The 15,078-nt window shown below is 71.3% G+C and carries 14 protein-coding genes; 10 read left to right on the top strand and 4 right to left on the bottom strand.

The genetic code is table 11. The features are described from left to right. The first annotated feature begins 57 nt into the window (after positions 1–57). Both AB0389_RS14510 and AB0389_RS14505 read left to right on the top strand, forming a co-directional pair. Positions 58–639 carry a cupin domain-containing protein gene (locus AB0389_RS14510; RefSeq protein WP_366395712.1) on the top strand — a complete coding sequence of 194 codons (582 nt, stop codon included), beginning with the start codon at positions 58–60 and terminating at the stop codon, positions 637–639. Beyond that, positions 636–998 (top strand): DoxX family protein, encoded by a 363-nt coding sequence (locus AB0389_RS14505; RefSeq protein ID WP_366395711.1) that lies wholly within the window; start codon positions 636–638, stop codon positions 996–998. The genes AB0389_RS14510 and AB0389_RS14505 overlap by 4 nt, the downstream gene beginning before the upstream one ends. Positions 999–1,084: 86 nt before the next feature. On the opposite strand, the gene AB0389_RS14500 is transcribed toward AB0389_RS14505, so the two are convergent. Both AB0389_RS14500 and AB0389_RS14495 read right to left on the bottom strand, forming a co-directional pair. Next, the gene (locus tag AB0389_RS14500) at positions 1,085–2,716 is read right to left on the bottom strand and encodes an HtaA domain-containing protein (RefSeq protein WP_366395710.1); all 1,632 of its coding nucleotides are present in this window, start codon (positions 2,714–2,716) and stop codon (positions 1,085–1,087) included. Positions 2,717–2,841: 125 nt separating this feature from the next. Beyond that, positions 2,842–4,386 (bottom strand): HtaA domain-containing protein, encoded by a 1,545-nt coding sequence (locus tag AB0389_RS14495; RefSeq protein WP_366395709.1) that lies wholly within the window; start codon positions 4,384–4,386, stop codon positions 2,842–2,844. Positions 4,387–4,518: 132 nt separating this feature from the next. On the opposite strand from AB0389_RS14495, the gene AB0389_RS14490 reads away from it, so the two are divergent. The 7 genes from AB0389_RS14490 to AB0389_RS14460 all read left to right on the top strand — a co-directional run bounded on the left by AB0389_RS14490 (position 4,519) and on the right by AB0389_RS14460 (position 12,186). Then, entirely contained in the window at positions 4,519–5,583 is a 1,065-nt protein-coding gene (locus AB0389_RS14490) for an ABC transporter substrate-binding protein (protein ID WP_366395708.1), read from the top strand. A 1-nt stretch (position 5,584) separates the two neighbouring features. Further along, positions 5,585–6,706, top strand: coding sequence for an iron ABC transporter permease (locus tag AB0389_RS14485; RefSeq protein ID WP_366395707.1), 1,122 nt, complete (start codon positions 5,585–5,587; stop codon positions 6,704–6,706). Next, entirely contained in the window at positions 6,703–7,539 is an 837-nt protein-coding gene (locus AB0389_RS14480; protein WP_366395706.1) for a heme ABC transporter ATP-binding protein, read from the top strand. Before AB0389_RS14485 ends, AB0389_RS14480 begins: the two co-directional genes overlap by 4 nt. A gap of 302 nt (positions 7,540–7,841) precedes the next feature. Next, positions 7,842–8,981, top strand: a complete 1,140-nt coding sequence (efeO, locus tag AB0389_RS14475; RefSeq protein ID WP_366395705.1) for an iron uptake system protein EfeO — start codon at positions 7,842–7,844, stop codon at positions 8,979–8,981. A gap of 2 nt (positions 8,982–8,983) precedes the next feature. After that, entirely contained in the window at positions 8,984–10,297 is a 1,314-nt protein-coding gene (gene efeB / locus AB0389_RS14470) for an iron uptake transporter deferrochelatase/peroxidase subunit (protein ID WP_366395704.1), read from the top strand. A gap of 34 nt (positions 10,298–10,331) precedes the next feature. Beyond that, entirely contained in the window at positions 10,332–11,312 is a 981-nt protein-coding gene (gene efeU, locus AB0389_RS14465) for an iron uptake transporter permease EfeU (RefSeq protein WP_366395703.1), read from the top strand. Then, positions 11,263–12,186 carry a hypothetical protein gene (locus AB0389_RS14460; protein ID WP_366395702.1) on the top strand — a complete coding sequence of 308 codons (924 nt, stop codon included), beginning with the start codon at positions 11,263–11,265 and terminating at the stop codon, positions 12,184–12,186. Before efeU ends, AB0389_RS14460 begins: the two co-directional genes overlap by 50 nt. A 105-nt stretch (positions 12,187–12,291) precedes the next feature. Here the strand turns inward: AB0389_RS14460 and AB0389_RS14455 are convergent, their stop codons facing one another. Then, the gene (locus AB0389_RS14455; protein ID WP_366395701.1) at positions 12,292–13,047 is read right to left on the bottom strand and encodes a bifunctional DNA primase/polymerase; all 756 of its coding nucleotides are present in this window, start codon (positions 13,045–13,047) and stop codon (positions 12,292–12,294) included. 290 nt (positions 13,048–13,337) lie between these two features. Beyond that, positions 13,338–14,051 (bottom strand): TetR/AcrR family transcriptional regulator, encoded by a 714-nt coding sequence (locus AB0389_RS14450; RefSeq protein WP_366395700.1) that lies wholly within the window; start codon positions 14,049–14,051, stop codon positions 13,338–13,340. Positions 14,052–14,207: 156 nt separating this feature from the next. Between AB0389_RS14450 and ddaH the strand changes: the two genes are divergently transcribed. Further along, positions 14,208–15,026 (top strand): dimethylargininase, encoded by an 819-nt coding sequence (ddaH, locus tag AB0389_RS14445; RefSeq protein ID WP_366395699.1) that lies wholly within the window; start codon positions 14,208–14,210, stop codon positions 15,024–15,026. Positions 15,027–15,078: the final 52 nt, after the last annotated feature.

Below are 15,078 nucleotides of genomic sequence, written 5' to 3'. Positions count from 1 at the left end.
TCGGCTTCGCGGAACAGGTCTTGGACGGCCGGGGCTCCCGGGCAGTGGAATCGGCGTATGACGACTGATGAGGCAATTGATGAGGCAGCTGGTAAGGCAACTGGTGACACCAGGACCAGTAAGCCGGTTACCGATCCCCCCGTGTCGGTGGTCGGTCCCGGCGACGGCGAGACGATCGTCCTGGGCACCACGCGCATGCGCCTCCTCGAAGACGGCAGCACCACCGGGCACCGCCTCGGCCTCGCCGAATCCGTCCTGGCGCCGCACACGCCCGGACCGCCGCAGCACCGCCACGCCCAGCACGACGAGGGCTTCTACATCATCTCCGGCACAGTGCGCTTCACGGTGGGGACGGAGGAGTACGACGCGATCCCCGGCACCCTGGTGATGGTCCCGCCCGGAGCGCCGCACGCCTTCGCCAACGTGACCGATCAACCCGCCGTCATGCTCAGCGTGTTCACCCCGGATCTGTACGTCCAGTACTTCCGCGACCTGCGGGACACACTCGCCGGTGGCCAGGCCCTGGCGCCGCAGGCACACGCCGAGTTGATGGGCCGCTACGCCACTGTGCCGGCGCCCGAGTTCGCCACCGAGCCCGCAGCCGGCCCCGGCCGGAAGCCGGGTGTGCGCACACCGTGAACGTCGCATATTGGATCGTCGCCGGCCTGCTCGCCCTCTTCTACCTCTACGGAGGCGGGGTGAAAGTGGTCCGGAGCCGTGAGCGGCTCCGGCCGATGATGGCCTGGGTGGACACCGTGCCGATGCCGGCCGTCAGGGCCCTCGGGGTGGTCGAAGTGGCCGGTGCCGTCGGGCTGATCCTCCCGCCGCTGACCGGCGTCGCACCCGGGCTGGCCCTGACGGCGGCCGTGGGGTTCGTGGTGCTTCAGATCGGCGCGACTGTCGTTCATCTGAGGCTCGGGGACCGACAGGTCGCCCTCAACGTCACGCTCTTCCTCACCGCGATCGTGGCCGCCCTGCTGGCGACGACCTGGCTGTGACCTGACGATGACAGCGTCGAGGCCCCTGGCGCGCACGTCACCGTACCGTGCGGACCAAGGGCCTCGATGGCGTGTGATGGCGTGTGTTACGCCGTCTCGTCCAGGGCGTCACGGCGGCGCTTGGCCGCGAAGACGACCGCCGCGCCCGCCGCCGCGATGGCGCCGGCGCCCGCGAGGAGCGAGCCGACCGGGACGTCCGAGCCGGTGGAGGCCAGCGAGCCGCCGGTGCCGCCGGTGGTGGAGCCGCCGGTCGTCGAGCCGCCCGTGGTGGAGCCCGAGGTGCTCCCGCCCGACGTGCTGCCCGTGGAGGTGGAGCTGCTGGGCGTGGCGCTCGCGGAGGGCAGGGAGCTGCCGTCGCCCAGGGAGACGGCCAGGGTCAGCGGGTCGAGGGCGGTGCCCTCGGTGTACATGCCGCTGAACGCCTTGGAACCGTCGGCGGTGAGGGTCGCCGGGACCGCGTCGAGCGTCAGGACGCCGTCCTTGGCCGCCAGGTCGCCCGCCGGGAGGTCCAGTGTGGCGAAGGGGACGGCGTCGGACGTGGTGACCTTGTGGGTCGTCATGTCCTTCGTGCTGATGTCGGCGTAGAGGACCGCCTTGCCGGCCGCCGCCTTGACCTGGAGACCGCTGAGGTTGAGGTCGAGGAGGTACTCGCCGTCCGTCTCGTGGCCGACGAAGCGCACCTTGCCGCCGAAGGACGCGTCCAGCGTCTGCGCGTCGGCGTCGAACTCGCCCGTGCCCTTCGGGAAGCGGTACGCGCTGCCCGACTGCGTTGCGCCACCGCTGAGTTCGACCTTGCCGTTGGCGATCGGGCCGACGACGTACGAGCGGAAGGACTCCTTGAGGCCCCAGTCGAGGTTGCCGTCGACGATCTTGCCGTCCTCGGCCGCCGGGGTGGACGGGGAGGTGGAGGCGGAGGCGGACGGCGAGGCGGAACCGCTCGACTCCGACCCGGTGGGGGTGGGGCTCGGGTTCCCCGAACTCGGCGGCGGGCTCGTGGGCGGCTCGGAGGTGGGCGGCTCCGAGGTCGGGGGCTCGGAGGTGGGCGGCTCGTCGGTCGGTGTGTCGGACGGGTCCGGGTCGGTGCCGCCGCCCGTCGCGTACTTGACCGACAGCGTCGCCTTGTCGAGCTCCGTACCCTCCTTGTACATCCCGTTGAACGCCTTGGCGCCGTCGGCGGTCAGCGTCGCCGGGATGTCCTTGTACGTCAGCGAGCCCTCGCCGGTCTCCGGGCGGAGGCCGGTCAGGTCGATCGAGGCGAGGTCGATGTCGTCCTGGGTGGCGCCGTTGAGGGTGACGTCGGCCTGGATGGAGCCCGTCGTCCCGCTGGTGACGACCTTGAGATCGGTGATCTTGATGTCGAAGCCGTGCGCGGCGGAGCTGAAGCGGACCGTTCCCTCGTGCGCCGTCTTCAGCGCGTGCGTGGTCGGGTCGTAGCTGCCGGTGCCGTTCGGGAAGGTGAGGACACCGTTGCCGTCGGCCTGCGTGGCGCCGTCGGTGGGCGTGATGGTGCCTGCCGCTATCCCGGTCACGTACTTGCGGAAGGACTCCTTGAGCCCCCACTCCAGGGTGGAGTCCGTCAGCGCCAGCGTCGGAGTCGCCGAGGGCGCCGCCGCGAGCGCCGGGAGTGTGAAGGCGGTGATGCCGAGCGTGGCCGCTGTCGCGATCGCGGCGGCCATCGCTCTGGAGTTTCTGGGGCGGCGAGTTACTGCTGCTGCCATGGTGGGTGGTCTCCTTGAAGACGGATACGTGTGTGTCGCGCTACGTGTGTGGGGGCGAGCGGCCTTGCGGGGGAGGTGGGGTCTTGGGGGCGGGGCGGGACGGGACGTGGCGGCCGGAGGCGGTGTCAGGGGGTGGCGTCGGGAGGCGTCGCCGCGCCCCGCCGCCTGCGGATCAGGAAGAACGCCGCGCCCGCCGCGACGAGCACTCCCGCGCCGATCGCCGCGTACGTCCCGGTGCCCACGGACGACGAGGAAGCCGCCGTCTCGGTGGCATCTCCCGTGGGGGCGGGGGATGCGGACGTCTTCTCGGTGGCGGTCGGCTCGGGGGAGGCGGTCGCCGTGTCACTGCCCAGGTCGGGCAGGGCGGGCAGCTGGGCCTTCGTGTCCGTGGTGACGGCGAGCGAGACGGGGTCCATCTCCGTACCGGCCGGGTAGAGCGAGCCGAACGCCTTGGCGCCCTGCGCGGTGAGCTTGGCGGGGGCCTCGGTGAGGGCGGCGAGGCCGTCCTTCGGGGTGAAGTCCTTCGCCTCGAAGGTGATCAGCGGTACGGCGTCGGACGCGGACTTCGACTCGGACTCCGACCCGGACTTCGACTCCGACTCCGACGTGGGCTTCGGCTCGGACTCCGCGTCGGCCACCTTCGCGTACAGCCTGCCCGTCTCCCCCGTCACCTTTACCGCCACCTCACTCAGCGTCAGATCCAGTCCGGTGCCGGTGAATTGGACCGTTCCGGCGAAGGAAGCGTTCAGCGTACCCGCATCCGCGTCGTACGTGCCCTTCCCCTTCGGGAAGCGGAAGAGCGCACCGCCGTCCAGGGCTCCGCCGGACAGTTTCCACTCGCCCTGGGCGATCGCGCCGGTCACGTACTCGCGGTACGTACGGCGGACACCCCAGTCGACGGCCGCGTCCTGGAAGGACTTCGCGGCCTTCTTCTCCTTGCCCTTGTTCTTGTCCTTGTCGGCCTTCTCCGACGCGGAGGCGATGGCCGACGGGGTGGGCGTGGGTGTCGGCGTCGCCGTCCGCTGCTCCGCCTGTACGTCCACCGACAGGCTCACCGGGTCCAGCTCCGTACCCGCCGTGTAGTACCCGGCGAAGGCGGTCGCGCCCTGCGAAGTGAGCGTCGCCGGAACGTTGTTGAGGGCGATCGGGCTGCCGCCGCCCTTCATGTTGATCCCGGAGAGGTTGAGCGACGCGAACGGGACCTGGGCGGACGTGGTGACCTTGCCGGTTCCCCGCGCCCTGCTGACCATGTCCGCGTAGAGGGTGCCGCTGCCGCCGGAGATCCGGACGGCGGGATTGCTGATGGTCAGGTCGAGTTCATTCGTCCCGTCGGACTTCTTGTGGCCCGTGAAATGGACCCCGCCGGAGAACCCCGACCGGAACGCGCCCGTCGCCGGGTCGTACGTTCCCGTCGCCGAATGGAATCGGAACTGACTGCCGCCGACCGTGGCCGCGCCACCCGTCAGCGTCCAACTGCCCTGCGCGATAGGCCCGGTGATATAGCTCTGGAATGAGGATTTGATTCCCCAGTCGAGCCTGCCGCCCCGTACCGTACGGTCCGCCGCCTGCGCACCGGCGGCCGGCAGCAGAGCCACCGGGAGCGCCAGGAGAAGCGCGACAACGAGTGCGCGCACGGGTCCGAGTCCGCGCACGGGTCTGAAGGACTGCATCAACTCTCACCCATCACTGGTAATCCGAATAGAGCCCCGGGCCTAGTAAGCGAGGTAAGGCTAACCTAAGCTATATCCGGCCTTTGCTGGAACCCCTTCCGGCCCCGGAAAAAGAACAGGATGGTGTGCTCCGTGCGCGGAACACGTCTGTCGGGTGCACTCCTCTCCGTGCTCCTCCTCACCCTGACCGCGACCGGCTGCGGCGGGGGCGGAGGCAGTGACGGAGGCGGTGACGGAGCGGGCGGCGGTACGGGTACGACGGGCGCCGGGACGTCCGCCGAGGCCGCCGCCGACCGCGTCGAGCCCCTCGCCACCGCGCCGAAGCCGCAGCTTCCCGTGACGGTCACCTCCGCCGAAGGCCGGAAGGTCACCGTCACCTCCACCGACCGGATCGTGCCGCTCACCGGTGCGCTGAGCGAGATCGTCTTCACCCTCGGCCTCGGCGAGAAGGTCGTGGCGCGCGACATCACCGCCACCTTCGAGCAGGCCGCCAAGCTGCCGGTGGTCACCCGGGCGCACGACGTCTCCGCCGAGGGCGTGCTGTCGCTGCGGCCGACCCTCGTCATCGCCGACACCACCACGGGACCGGCCGAGGCCATCGGCCAGATCCGCGACGCGGGCATCCCGCTGGTCGTCGTCGAACCGGCGAAGAGCCTCACCGACGTCGGCGAGCGCATCGACACCGTCGCCGCCATGCTCGGCGTCAAGGCGGCGGGCACGGAGCTGAAGCAGCGTACGGAGGACCGGATCGCCGCCGTACAGAAGGACATCCCGGCGCCCGGGGACGGGAAGGACGGCGGCAAGCCGCGCGTGGCGTTCCTCTATCTGCGCGGCTCGGCGGCGGTCTATCTGCTCGGCGGCGCGCAGTCCGGGGCGAGTTCGCTGCTGGAGGCGGCGGGCGCGGTCGACGCGGGCAAGGAGTCCGGCCTGTCGAAGGACTTCACGCCCATCACCAGCGAGGCGCTCGCCAAGGCCGCGCCGGACGCGATCCTCGTGATGACGAAGGGGCTCGCCTCGGTGGGCGGGATCGACGGGCTGGTGAAGATCCCCGGCGTCGCGGAGACGCCCGCCGGGATGGACCGCCGGGTCGTCTCGTACGCCGACGGGGTGCTGCTGAACTACGGGCCGCGCACGGACGAGGTGCTCAAGTCGATCGTGGAGCAGCTGTACGGAACCGCGAGCGGGAACGGGAAGTGACGTGACGACCACACCCACGACCACGACCGCAGCCGATGTCGGCACCGCCCCCGACGCCGGCACCGGCGACGCCCCCGCCGCCAACTCCCGCCGCCTGCCCGGCCGTACGGCCCTGCTGACCGTCGCCCTGATCGTCGCGCTCGCCGTCCTCTGCCTGCTCTCCGCCGGCATCGGCGCGTACCACATTCCCCTCGGCGACATCGTCTCCTCCGCCCAGCACCGCATGGGCCTCGGCGGCGCTGCGCTCGACCGTGTCGGCGAGAGCGTCCTGTGGAACGTACGGCTCCCGCGCGTCGTCCTCGCCCTCCTCGTCGGCGCCTCCCTCGGCTGCGCGGGCGCGCTCATGCAGGGCGTGTTCGGCAATCCGCTGGCCGAGCCCGGCGTCATCGGGATCTCGGCGGGCGCGGCGGCGGGTGCCGTGGGCGCGATCGGGCTGGGGCTGACCCTCTTCGGCAACTGGACGGTGACGGTCTTCGCGTTCGTCGCCGGGCTGGCGACGGTGCTGCTGGTGTACGCGCTGTCGCGCTCAGGCGGCCGTACGGAGGTGGTCACGCTGATCCTCACCGGTATCGCGGTCAACGCGTTCGCGGGGGCGCTGATCGGGCTGTTCATCTTCTTCGCGGACAACGCGCAGATCACCCAGATCACGTTCTGGCAGCTCGGCTCGCTCGCCCAGGCGACCTGGCCGAAGGTGCTCGCGGTGCTGCCGTGCGCGCTGGTGGGGCTGGCGGTCGCGCCGTTCTACGCACGGAAGCTGGACCTGCTGGCGCTCGGCGAACGGCCCGCCAGGCACCTGGGCGTGGATGTGGAACGGCTGCGGATCACGCTGGTCCTGGTGGTCGCGCTGCTGACGGCGGCGGCGGTCGCGGTGGCGGGGATCATCTCGTTCGTGGGGCTGCTCGTCCCGCATCTGCTGCGGATGGCGAACGGCCCCGGCCACCGCTTCCTGGTGCCGGGCAGCGCGCTCGGCGGGGCGGTGGTGCTGATCGCGGGCGACTTGGCGGCCCGTACGGTGGCTGCCCCGGCGGAGCTGCCGTTGGGTGTGCTGACGGCGCTGTTCGGGAGTCCGTTCTTCTTCTGGCTGCTGCGTCGAACGCGGCGTAAGCAGGGTGGTTGGGCATGAGCTTCAGAGGTCTGTTCGCCGCGCGCTCGCGCGTCCTCCCCTCCCCCGTCGCCCCCGGCTCCCCCGTCGCCGAGGTCACCGGGCTCCATCTGCGGCTCGGCGGGCGCGACGTACTCGCCGGGATCGAGCTGACCGCCCGCGCCGGCGAGGTGCTCGCGCTCGTCGGGCCGAACGGGGCCGGAAAGTCGACGCTCCTCGCCGCCCTGGCCGCCGATCTGCGGCCGGACCGGGGCGAGGTACGGATCGACGGGCGGCCCGTCGGCGCGTGGAGCCCGCCCGAACTCGCCCTGCGCCGCTCGGTGCTGCCGCAGGCGGCGACGCTGTCCTTCCCGTTCCCGGTGCTGGACGTCGTACGGATGGGACGTGCGCCGTGGGCCGGGACGCCGCTGGAGGACGAGGACGGCGCGGCCGTCGCGGAGGCGATGGCGGCCACCGAGGTCACCGCGTTCGCGCCGCGCCCCTTCTCCGCGCTCTCCGGCGGCGAGCGCGCCCGGGTGGCGCTGGCCCGGGTGCTCGCCCAGCGGGCCCCGCTGCTGCTGCTCGACGAGCCGACCGCCGCGCTGGACCTGCGCCACCAGGAGCTGGTGCTGCGGATCTGCCGGGACCGCGCGGCGGCGGGCGACGCCGTCGTCGTCGTACTGCACGATCTCGGGCTCGCGGCGGCGTACGCGGACCGGACGGCCGTCCTGCACGACGGGCGGATCGCGGCGGAGGGGCCGCCCGCCGAGGTCTTCGGGGACGAACTGCTGAGCCGGGTCTACCGGCAGCCCGTCGAGGTGCTCCCGCACCCCCGGACGGGCACTCCGCTGGTGATCCCGAAACGGGGTGCGTGACGGGAGCCCGGCGGGACGCCCGACGGGGTGCTTGACGGGGCGCTTGGCGGGGCGCTTGACCCGCCCTTGGGACGCTCTTGGCCGGACCGATTCCGGTCCGAGAGTTTCCTGTGATTTCGCTGTGCACAGGGGCCGTTCAAGGGTGGAAATGAGAGGTGAATCACTGGACGAATCGGGATAACTAAGGTAAGCCTCGGTTAAGTTATCCCAGCTGAACCCGCGTTTTCCGGCCGTTGCCACCTGCTCGATCTCGCCACATCCCGCCGTACTCCTTCCGAATTCCCTTCCATCGTGGAGCCCGTATGCGACCCGTCCGTCTCTCCGTCGTCACCGCCACCGCGGCCGTCGCCGCCCTGGCCGCCGTCACGGGCTGCACCGCGAAGAGCGACTCCGAGGCCGGCGCAGGCGCCGTCCAGGTCGTCGCGAAGGACGACGCCTGCGAGGTGTCGAAAACGGAGTTCCCCTCGGGCCATGTGGAACTGGCCGTCGAGAACAAGGGCTCGAAGGTCACCGAGGTCTATCTGCTCTTCCCCGACGACCGCATCGTCACCGAGCGCGAGAACATCGGCCCCGGCACCAAGGCGAAGATCACCGCCGAGGTCAAGGCCGGCTCGTACGAGATCGCCTGCAAGCCCGGCATGAAGGGCAAGGGCATCCGCCAGAAGGTCACCGTCACCGGTGGTACGGCCGCCAAGCGCAGCCCGGAGATGGACGCCGCGGTCGCCGCGTACCGTACGTACGTCCAGGAGCAGGCCGACGAGACGCTGCCGAAGGTCAAGGTCTTCACGGACGCCGTGCGCGCCGGGAACATCGAGGCCGCGAAGAAGGCGTACGCGCCCTCGCGCATCGGCTGGGAGCGTACGGAGCCGGTCGCCGAGTCGTTCGGCGACATCGACCCGTTGGTGGACACCCGCGCCGACGGCCTGGAGTCCGGCCAGAAGTGGACCGGCTGGCACCGGCTGGAGAAGGAACTCTGGCAGGACAAGAAGCTCGGCACGGACGCGACATCGCTCGCGAACGAGCTGGACAAGGACCTGCTCGACTGGCAGAAGCGGGTCGGCCGCGCGGAGATCACCCCGACGTCGATGGCGAACGGCGCGAAGGAACTGCTCGACGAGGTCGCCGCCGGCAAGGTCACCGGCGAGGAGGAACGGTACAGCCACACCGACCTGGTGGACTTCAAGGCGAACGTCGAGGGCGCGGAGAAGTCGTACGAGCTGCTCAAGCCGGTCGCCCAGAAGAACGACCCGGCGCTCGTGACCGAACTGGACAAGCAGTTCGCCGCGTTGAACAAGCTGCTCGACAAGTACCGTGACGGCGCCGACTCCTACAAGTTCACCTCGTACGAGAAGGTCACCGAGGCGCAGCGCAAGGAGCTGTCGGACGGCGTCAACGCGCTGGCCGAGCCGCTCTCCAAGCTCGCCGCGGCCGTGGTCAAGTAGCCATGGAACAGAGCGGATCGACCGAGCGAAGCACGGACCGAGGCACGGACGGGAAACCCGCGCCCTCCCGCCGCGCCCTCCTCGGCTGGGGCGGTGCCGGGCTCGCGCTCGGCGCCGCCGCGGCCGGGGGCGCGGCGGCGGCCCTGCGCGACGGCGACGGCGGGGACACCACGGGAGCCGCCGCCGACAGCGGCGCGGCGGTCGCCTTCCACGGCCGCCACCAGGCCGGGATCGCCACGCCCGTCCAGGACCGGCTGCACTTCGCCGCGTTCGACGTGACGACCGACGACCGTGCGGAGCTGATCCAGCTCCTCAAGGACTGGACGCGGGCCGCCGAGCGGATGACGGCCGGGCACGCGGTCGGCGACGGCGCGTACGGCGGGCTTGCGGAGGCGCCGCCCGACGACACGGGCGAGGCGCTGGGCCTCAAGCCGTCCCGGCTCACGCTGACCGTCGGGTTCGGTCCGGGGCTGTTCACGAAGGGCGGCAAGGACCGGTTCGGGCTGGCGAAGCACCGGCCGGCCGCGCTGCCCGACCTGCCGAAGTTCCCCGGCGACAACCTCGACCCGGCGCGCGGCGGCGGCGATCTCTGCGTCCAGGCGTGCGCGGACGATCCGCAGGTCGCGGTGCACGCGATCCGCAATCTGGCCAGGATCGGCTTCGGGAAGGTCGCGGTGCGCTGGTCGCAGCTCGGCTTCGGCAAGACGTCGTCCACGACGCCGGGGGCGCAGACCCCCCGTAACCTCTTCGGTTTCAAGGACGGCACCAGCAATATCGCCGTCACCGAGACCGACGCGCTGGCCAAGTACGTCTGGGCTGCGGCGAAGGACGGCGGCGGTAGTGGGGACGAGAACTGGATGGCGGACGGCTCCTACCTCGTCGCCCGCCGGATCTCGATGCGGATCGAGAGCTGGGACCGTACGTCCCTCCAGGAGCAGGAGGACGTCTTCGGCCGGGACAAGGGCGAGGGCGCGGCGGTCGGCAAGGCGCGCGAGCACGACGAGCCCAATCTGAAGGCCATGCTGCCGACCTCGCATGTGCGCCTCGCTCACCCGGACTCCCACCACGGGGTGCGGATGCTGCGCCGCGGCTACTCGTTCACGGACGGTACGGACGGGCTCGGCCGGCTGGACGCGGGGCTGTTCTTCCTGGCGTACCAGCGGGACATCCGGGACGCGTTCATTCCCGTACAGCGGTCTCTGGCGCGCTCCGACGCGCTCAACGAATACATCCAGCACGTGGGTTCCGCGGTCTTCGCGATCCCGCCGGGCGTCCGGGACAAGGACGACTGGTGGGGCCGGACGCTGCTCTCCTGACCTCTTCTTCACCCGTTTTGTAAGGAGTTCCGACGTGTTCGGAAACTATCTGATCGGACTGCGCGAGGGCCTTGAGGCCAGTCTCGTCGTCTGCATCCTGATCGCCTATCTGGTGAAGACGGAGCGGCGGGACGCGCTGCGGCCCATCTGGATCGGCATCGGCGTCGCGGTCACGCTCGCGCTGGCCTTCGGCTTCGGGCTCGAATACGGCTCGCAGGAGCTGACGTTCGAGGCGCAGGAGGCGCTGGGCGGCTCGCTGTCGATCATCGCGGTCGGCCTGGTCACCTGGATGGTCTTCTGGATGCGCCGTACGGCACGGCACCTGAAGGCGGAGCTGGGCGCCAAGCTGGACGCGGCGCTCCAGATGGGGACGGGCGCGCTGGTCGCGACGGCGTTCCTGGCGGTCGGCCGGGAGGGGCTTGAGACGGCGCTGTTCGTGTGGGCGTCGGTCCGGGCGTCGTCGGACGGTACGCACGCGCCGCTGATCGGGGTGCTGCTGGGCATCGGGAGCGCGGTGGTGCTGGGCTGGCTGTTCTACCGGGGCGCGCTGCGGATCAATCTGTCGAAGTTCTTCACCTGGACCGGCGGCATGCTGGTGATCGTCGCGGCGGGTGTGCTCGCGTACGGTGTGCACGATCTCCAGGAGGCGCGTTTCCTGGGCGGGTTGTCGAGCACGGCCTTCGACATCAGCGCGACGATCCCGCCGGACAGCTGGTACGGGACGCTCCTGAAGGGCGTGTTCAACTTCCAGCCCGATCCGACGGTGCTTCAGGTCGTCGTCTGGTTCCTGTATCTGGTCCCGACGCTCGCGCTGTTCCTCGCCCCGGTAGGGTTCGGTCGTCCGGCGGGGGTCCCCGCAGGGGTGAAGGAGCAGAAGGCGACCGATGAGCAGGCTGAGAAGGCCGGTCCGGACGGCGGCGTCGCTCGCGGCGGTGACGGCGCTGTCGCTGACGGCGAGCGGATGCATGACGGTGCACGGGGAGTTGGCGGTTCTGCCGGCGGCGGCGCCGACTGAGGCCGAGCAGGCGCTCCAGGCGTTCACCGACGCGTACAACGCGGCGGACAGGGCGTACGATCCGACGCTCGACGCGGACCGGGTGGCCGGTCCGCTGGGCGCGATCAACCAGGCCGGGCTGCGGGCCAGGTCCCTCACGTCCCCGGGCGGCAATGCCGCGCACCAGCCGCTGGCGCTGACCGACGCGAAGTTCACGATCCTCAAGAAGGCGGGCTGGCCGCGCTGGTTCGTCGCGGACACCGACAGCAACCGCGACCGGGACGACGGCGGCGCCGCCGACACCCGCTGGATGCTGGTCTTCGTGAAGAGCGGTCCCGATGCGGACTGGAAGGTCCCGTATCTGACCATCGTCCCCGAGGACGGCGTCCCGGCCTTCAGGACGGACAAGGACGGTTTCGGCGTACCGGTGGAGCCGGACACCGAGGCGCTGGCGGTGGCGCCCGGGAACCTGAGCAAGGAGTACGCCTCGTACCTGGGCGACGGCACTCCGGCGCACTTCGCGGACGGCCCGCACACCAGCGAGTGGCGGGCGGCGCGCAAGAAGAAGGAGCGGCTGCCGGGGATAGCCACGCAGTACGTCGACCGGGCCGCGACGGACGGCGATTTCGCGCCGCTGGGCGTGGAGACGGCGGACGGTGGCGCGCTGGTCTTCTTCGCGACGCGCTACTTCGAGCGCCAGACGGGCGCGAAGGGGGTAAAGCCGCAGGTGAGCGCGGATGTGCGGGCGCTGATGACGGGCGAGGTGACGAGCACGCTGACGAAGCAGTGGGTCTCCAGCCAGTCGGTGCTGGTGCCGCGCGCGGGGGCGTCGTCGTCGCAGAAGGTCGAGATCGTGGGCCGGCTCCAGGGAGTGACGTCGGCGAAGGGGTCGTAGGGGGCGTAGGGAGCGTAGGCAGTACGGGTACGGGTACGGGCGCCGAGCGCGAGGCCCGTACCCGTACCCGTACCCGTGTACCCGTAGACGGCTGAACGCGGTGCCTCAGCGGCCCAGCGGCCAGGCGACCGCGTGCGGATCCAGCTCGCTGTTCTCGCCGGCGTAGCGCGCGCAGGCGTCGGTCAGCGCCTCCAGCAGGGTCAGCGGATCCGGCAGCGGATGCTCGGGGCCGCGCAGCCACCGTACGGACAGTTCGCCGGGCAGCCGGGCCGGCGGGACCAGCACGTAACTGCCCCGGCAGTGCCAGCGCAGGCCGGGGTGCTCCTCCGTGGTCTCCGGATGGCTGTCCAGCTCACAGGGCCACCACTCGTCCTCGTCCTCCGGGGTGCCCCGGGTCGCGGTGAAGAAGAGCATCCGGTCGCCGCCGGAGTCGGCCACGGGACCGACGTCGACTCCGCGCTCCAGCAGGCGTTCCAGCGCGCGGCTGCCCGCTTCGAGGGGGACGTCGAGAACGTCGTGGATCATGCCGGTCGCGGTGATGAAGTTGGCCTCGGGCTGGTTGCGCGCCCAGCGCTCGATCTGCGGCCGGTCGGTCGTGGACTGGGTCTGCCAGGCAAAGGAGATCGGGTGTCTGGCCGGGGTGGGACAGCCGATGCGGTCACAGGAACATCGGTAGCCGACCGGGTGGGCGGCTGGTGAGACGGGCATACCGGCGTCGGCGACAGCGAGGAGCAGCGCCTCACGGCCGGCCGCGTCTCCCTCGTCGAACGCGGCATCACCGGCGTTCTTCTTGGGGCGCCTGCGCAGCCACTGGGGAATCCTGCTCTCGGTGCCGCGGTAGCGGCCGAAATCGTCGCCCATCTATCCCCTCACATCTCCTGCCGGTACCGCTGGCCGGGAGGGGGCACCAGGTCGTGTCCGGTCCGGACATGGCCCGGCCCCCGCGGACACTCCCATGGTCGCACCATCCTGCTCCTCCTGTGTCCGCGAGCCGCAACCGGGGTAGGAGGGGCCATCCCTCGCACCGGAACCTATTGCGGCTTATGTTGCGATATACGGCGTGGTTCGGGGGCTCGGGAGCCGGTGTCGTTCACCACACCCGCCCCACATGCCTCCACGCGCCCCCGCGCGCCCCCCGTTCAGCGGCGTGGTCAGGGACGGGGCCGGGGGCGGGCGAGGCCGTACAGGGCGTACTCGACGACGGTGTCGGCGTAGGCGTGGGTGAGCGGGGCCGTACGCAGGAGCCAGCGGTGGGCGAGCGGCCCGACCAGGAGTTCGAGGGCGATCCGCGGATCGAGATCGGGGCGTACGGCCGCCACCCCGTCCGTGTCGGTCCGGGAGGCGGCGGCGCGGAGCCGGTCCACGTACAGGTGGAGCTGCGGTTCGAGCAGCCGGCGGACGAATTCCGCACCCAGCTCGGCGTTGACGATGCCCTCGGCGGCGAGCGCGCGGGTGGGCATCTCGAAGACGGGGTCGTTGATCTGGTCGACGGTGGCGCGCAGGACGAGCTTGAGGTCGGCCTCCAGATCACCGGTGTCGGGGATGCCGGCCGGCTCCGAACCTCCTTCCGCCTCTCCTGCGGAGCGCGCCGGCCGGTCGCCGCGCTCGACGAACGCGTCCAGCAGGACGGCGGCGCGGGAGGGCCACCAGCGGTAGATCGTCTGCTTGCCGACACCCGCGCGGGCCGCGATGCCCTCGACGGTCGTCTTCGCGTACCCGACCTCGCCGACCAGTGCGAGCGCGGCGTCGTGGATGGCGCGGCGGGAGCGCTCGCTGCGCCGGGAGGAGTCGGGGACCCGGGAGGAGTCGAGTGCCCGGGAGGAGCCGGGGGCCCCGCTGGGGACATTGGGGACGCTGTCAGCCATGACGTAAATCTAAGACCGGCCCGGGAGCCCGACGAACCACCCGAACGGTGCACGCGCGCGAACCCCGGCAAGCGGACCATTACGTACAGGTACAGAAACGAACCTCTACGGTCGCGCGCGCCCGCACCGCCGCACTGTCACTCCTGAGGAGCCCCGATGCCTCGCGCCGCCGCACCCCGCCGCTATCTCATGTGCCCGCCGACCTACTTCGCGGTGACGTACTCGATCAATCCGTGGATGAACCCGGCCAAGCCGGTGGACCAGGCGCTGGCCCTCACCCAGTGGGAGGACCTGCGCGACCGCTACCGCGCCCTCGGCCACACCGTCCTGCTGCTGGACCCGCTCCCCGGCCTGCCCGACATGGTCTACGCGGCGAACGGCGCCACGGTCGTCGACGGCCGGGTCCTCGGCGCGCGCTTCGCGCATCCGGAGCGGTACGCGGAGGCCGAGGCGCACCTCGACTGGTTCCGTACGCACGGTTACGCGGACCTGCGCGAGCCCGTGCATGTCAACGAGGGCGAGGGCGACTTCGCGTTCACCCACTCGTATCTGCTGGCCGGCCGCGGCTTCCGCACCAGCCCGCACGCGCACGCGGAGGCCCAGGAGTTCTTCGGCCGTACGGTGATCGGCCTCGACCTCGTCGACCCGCGCTACTACCACCTCGACACGGCCCTGTGCGTACTCGACGACGCGGCCGACGAGATCATGTACTACCCCGACGCCTTCTCCCCCGGCAGCCGCGCCGTCCTCGCCCGCCTCTTCCCCGACGCCCTGCTGGCCGACGACCAGGACGCGGCGGTGCTCGGCCTGAACGCGGTCAGCGACGGCCACCACGTCCTGCTCCCCCAGGCCGCCACCGGCCTCTTCGACCCGCTGCGCGAGCGGGGTTTCGAGCCGCTGGGGATGGACCTCGGCGAGCTGCTGAAGGGCGGCGGCAGCGTGAAGTGCTGCACGCAGGAGCTACGGGGCGGCTGAACCGGCCGGCCATCCGGCCCGGTGGGGGCTCCCGGCACTCCCGCCACTCCCG

Source organism: Streptomyces sp. NPDC093109 (assembly GCF_040701725.1).
Lineage (GTDB): Bacteria > Actinomycetota > Actinomycetes > Streptomycetales > Streptomycetaceae > Streptomyces.
The sequence above is the reverse complement of the archived record's forward strand: the minus strand, read 5'-3'. Positions and strand labels throughout refer to the sequence as shown.

Coding starts and splice junctions, on each gene's coding strand:
- AB0389_RS14460 (WP_366395702.1), top strand. CDS start 11,263: ATGACGGTGCACGGGGAGTTGGCGGTTCTGCCGGCGGCGGCGCCGACT.
- efeB (WP_366395704.1), top strand. CDS start 8,984: ATGGAACAGAGCGGATCGACCGAGCGAAGCACGGACCGAGGCACGGAC.
- AB0389_RS14455 (WP_366395701.1), bottom strand. CDS start 13,047: ATGGGCGACGATTTCGGCCGCTACCGCGGCACCGAGAGCAGGATTCCC.
- AB0389_RS14480 (WP_366395706.1), top strand. CDS start 6,703: ATGAGCTTCAGAGGTCTGTTCGCCGCGCGCTCGCGCGTCCTCCCCTCC.
- AB0389_RS14495 (WP_366395709.1), bottom strand. CDS start 4,386: ATGCAGTCCTTCAGACCCGTGCGCGGACTCGGACCCGTGCGCGCACTC.
- AB0389_RS14500 (WP_366395710.1), bottom strand. CDS start 2,716: ATGGCAGCAGCAGTAACTCGCCGCCCCAGAAACTCCAGAGCGATGGCC.
- ddaH (WP_366395699.1), top strand. CDS start 14,208: ATGCCTCGCGCCGCCGCACCCCGCCGCTATCTCATGTGCCCGCCGACC.
- AB0389_RS14510 (WP_366395712.1), top strand. CDS start 58: ATGACGACTGATGAGGCAATTGATGAGGCAGCTGGTAAGGCAACTGGT.
- efeO (WP_366395705.1), top strand. CDS start 7,842: ATGCGACCCGTCCGTCTCTCCGTCGTCACCGCCACCGCGGCCGTCGCC.
- AB0389_RS14450 (WP_366395700.1), bottom strand. CDS start 14,051: ATGGCTGACAGCGTCCCCAATGTCCCCAGCGGGGCCCCCGGCTCCTCC.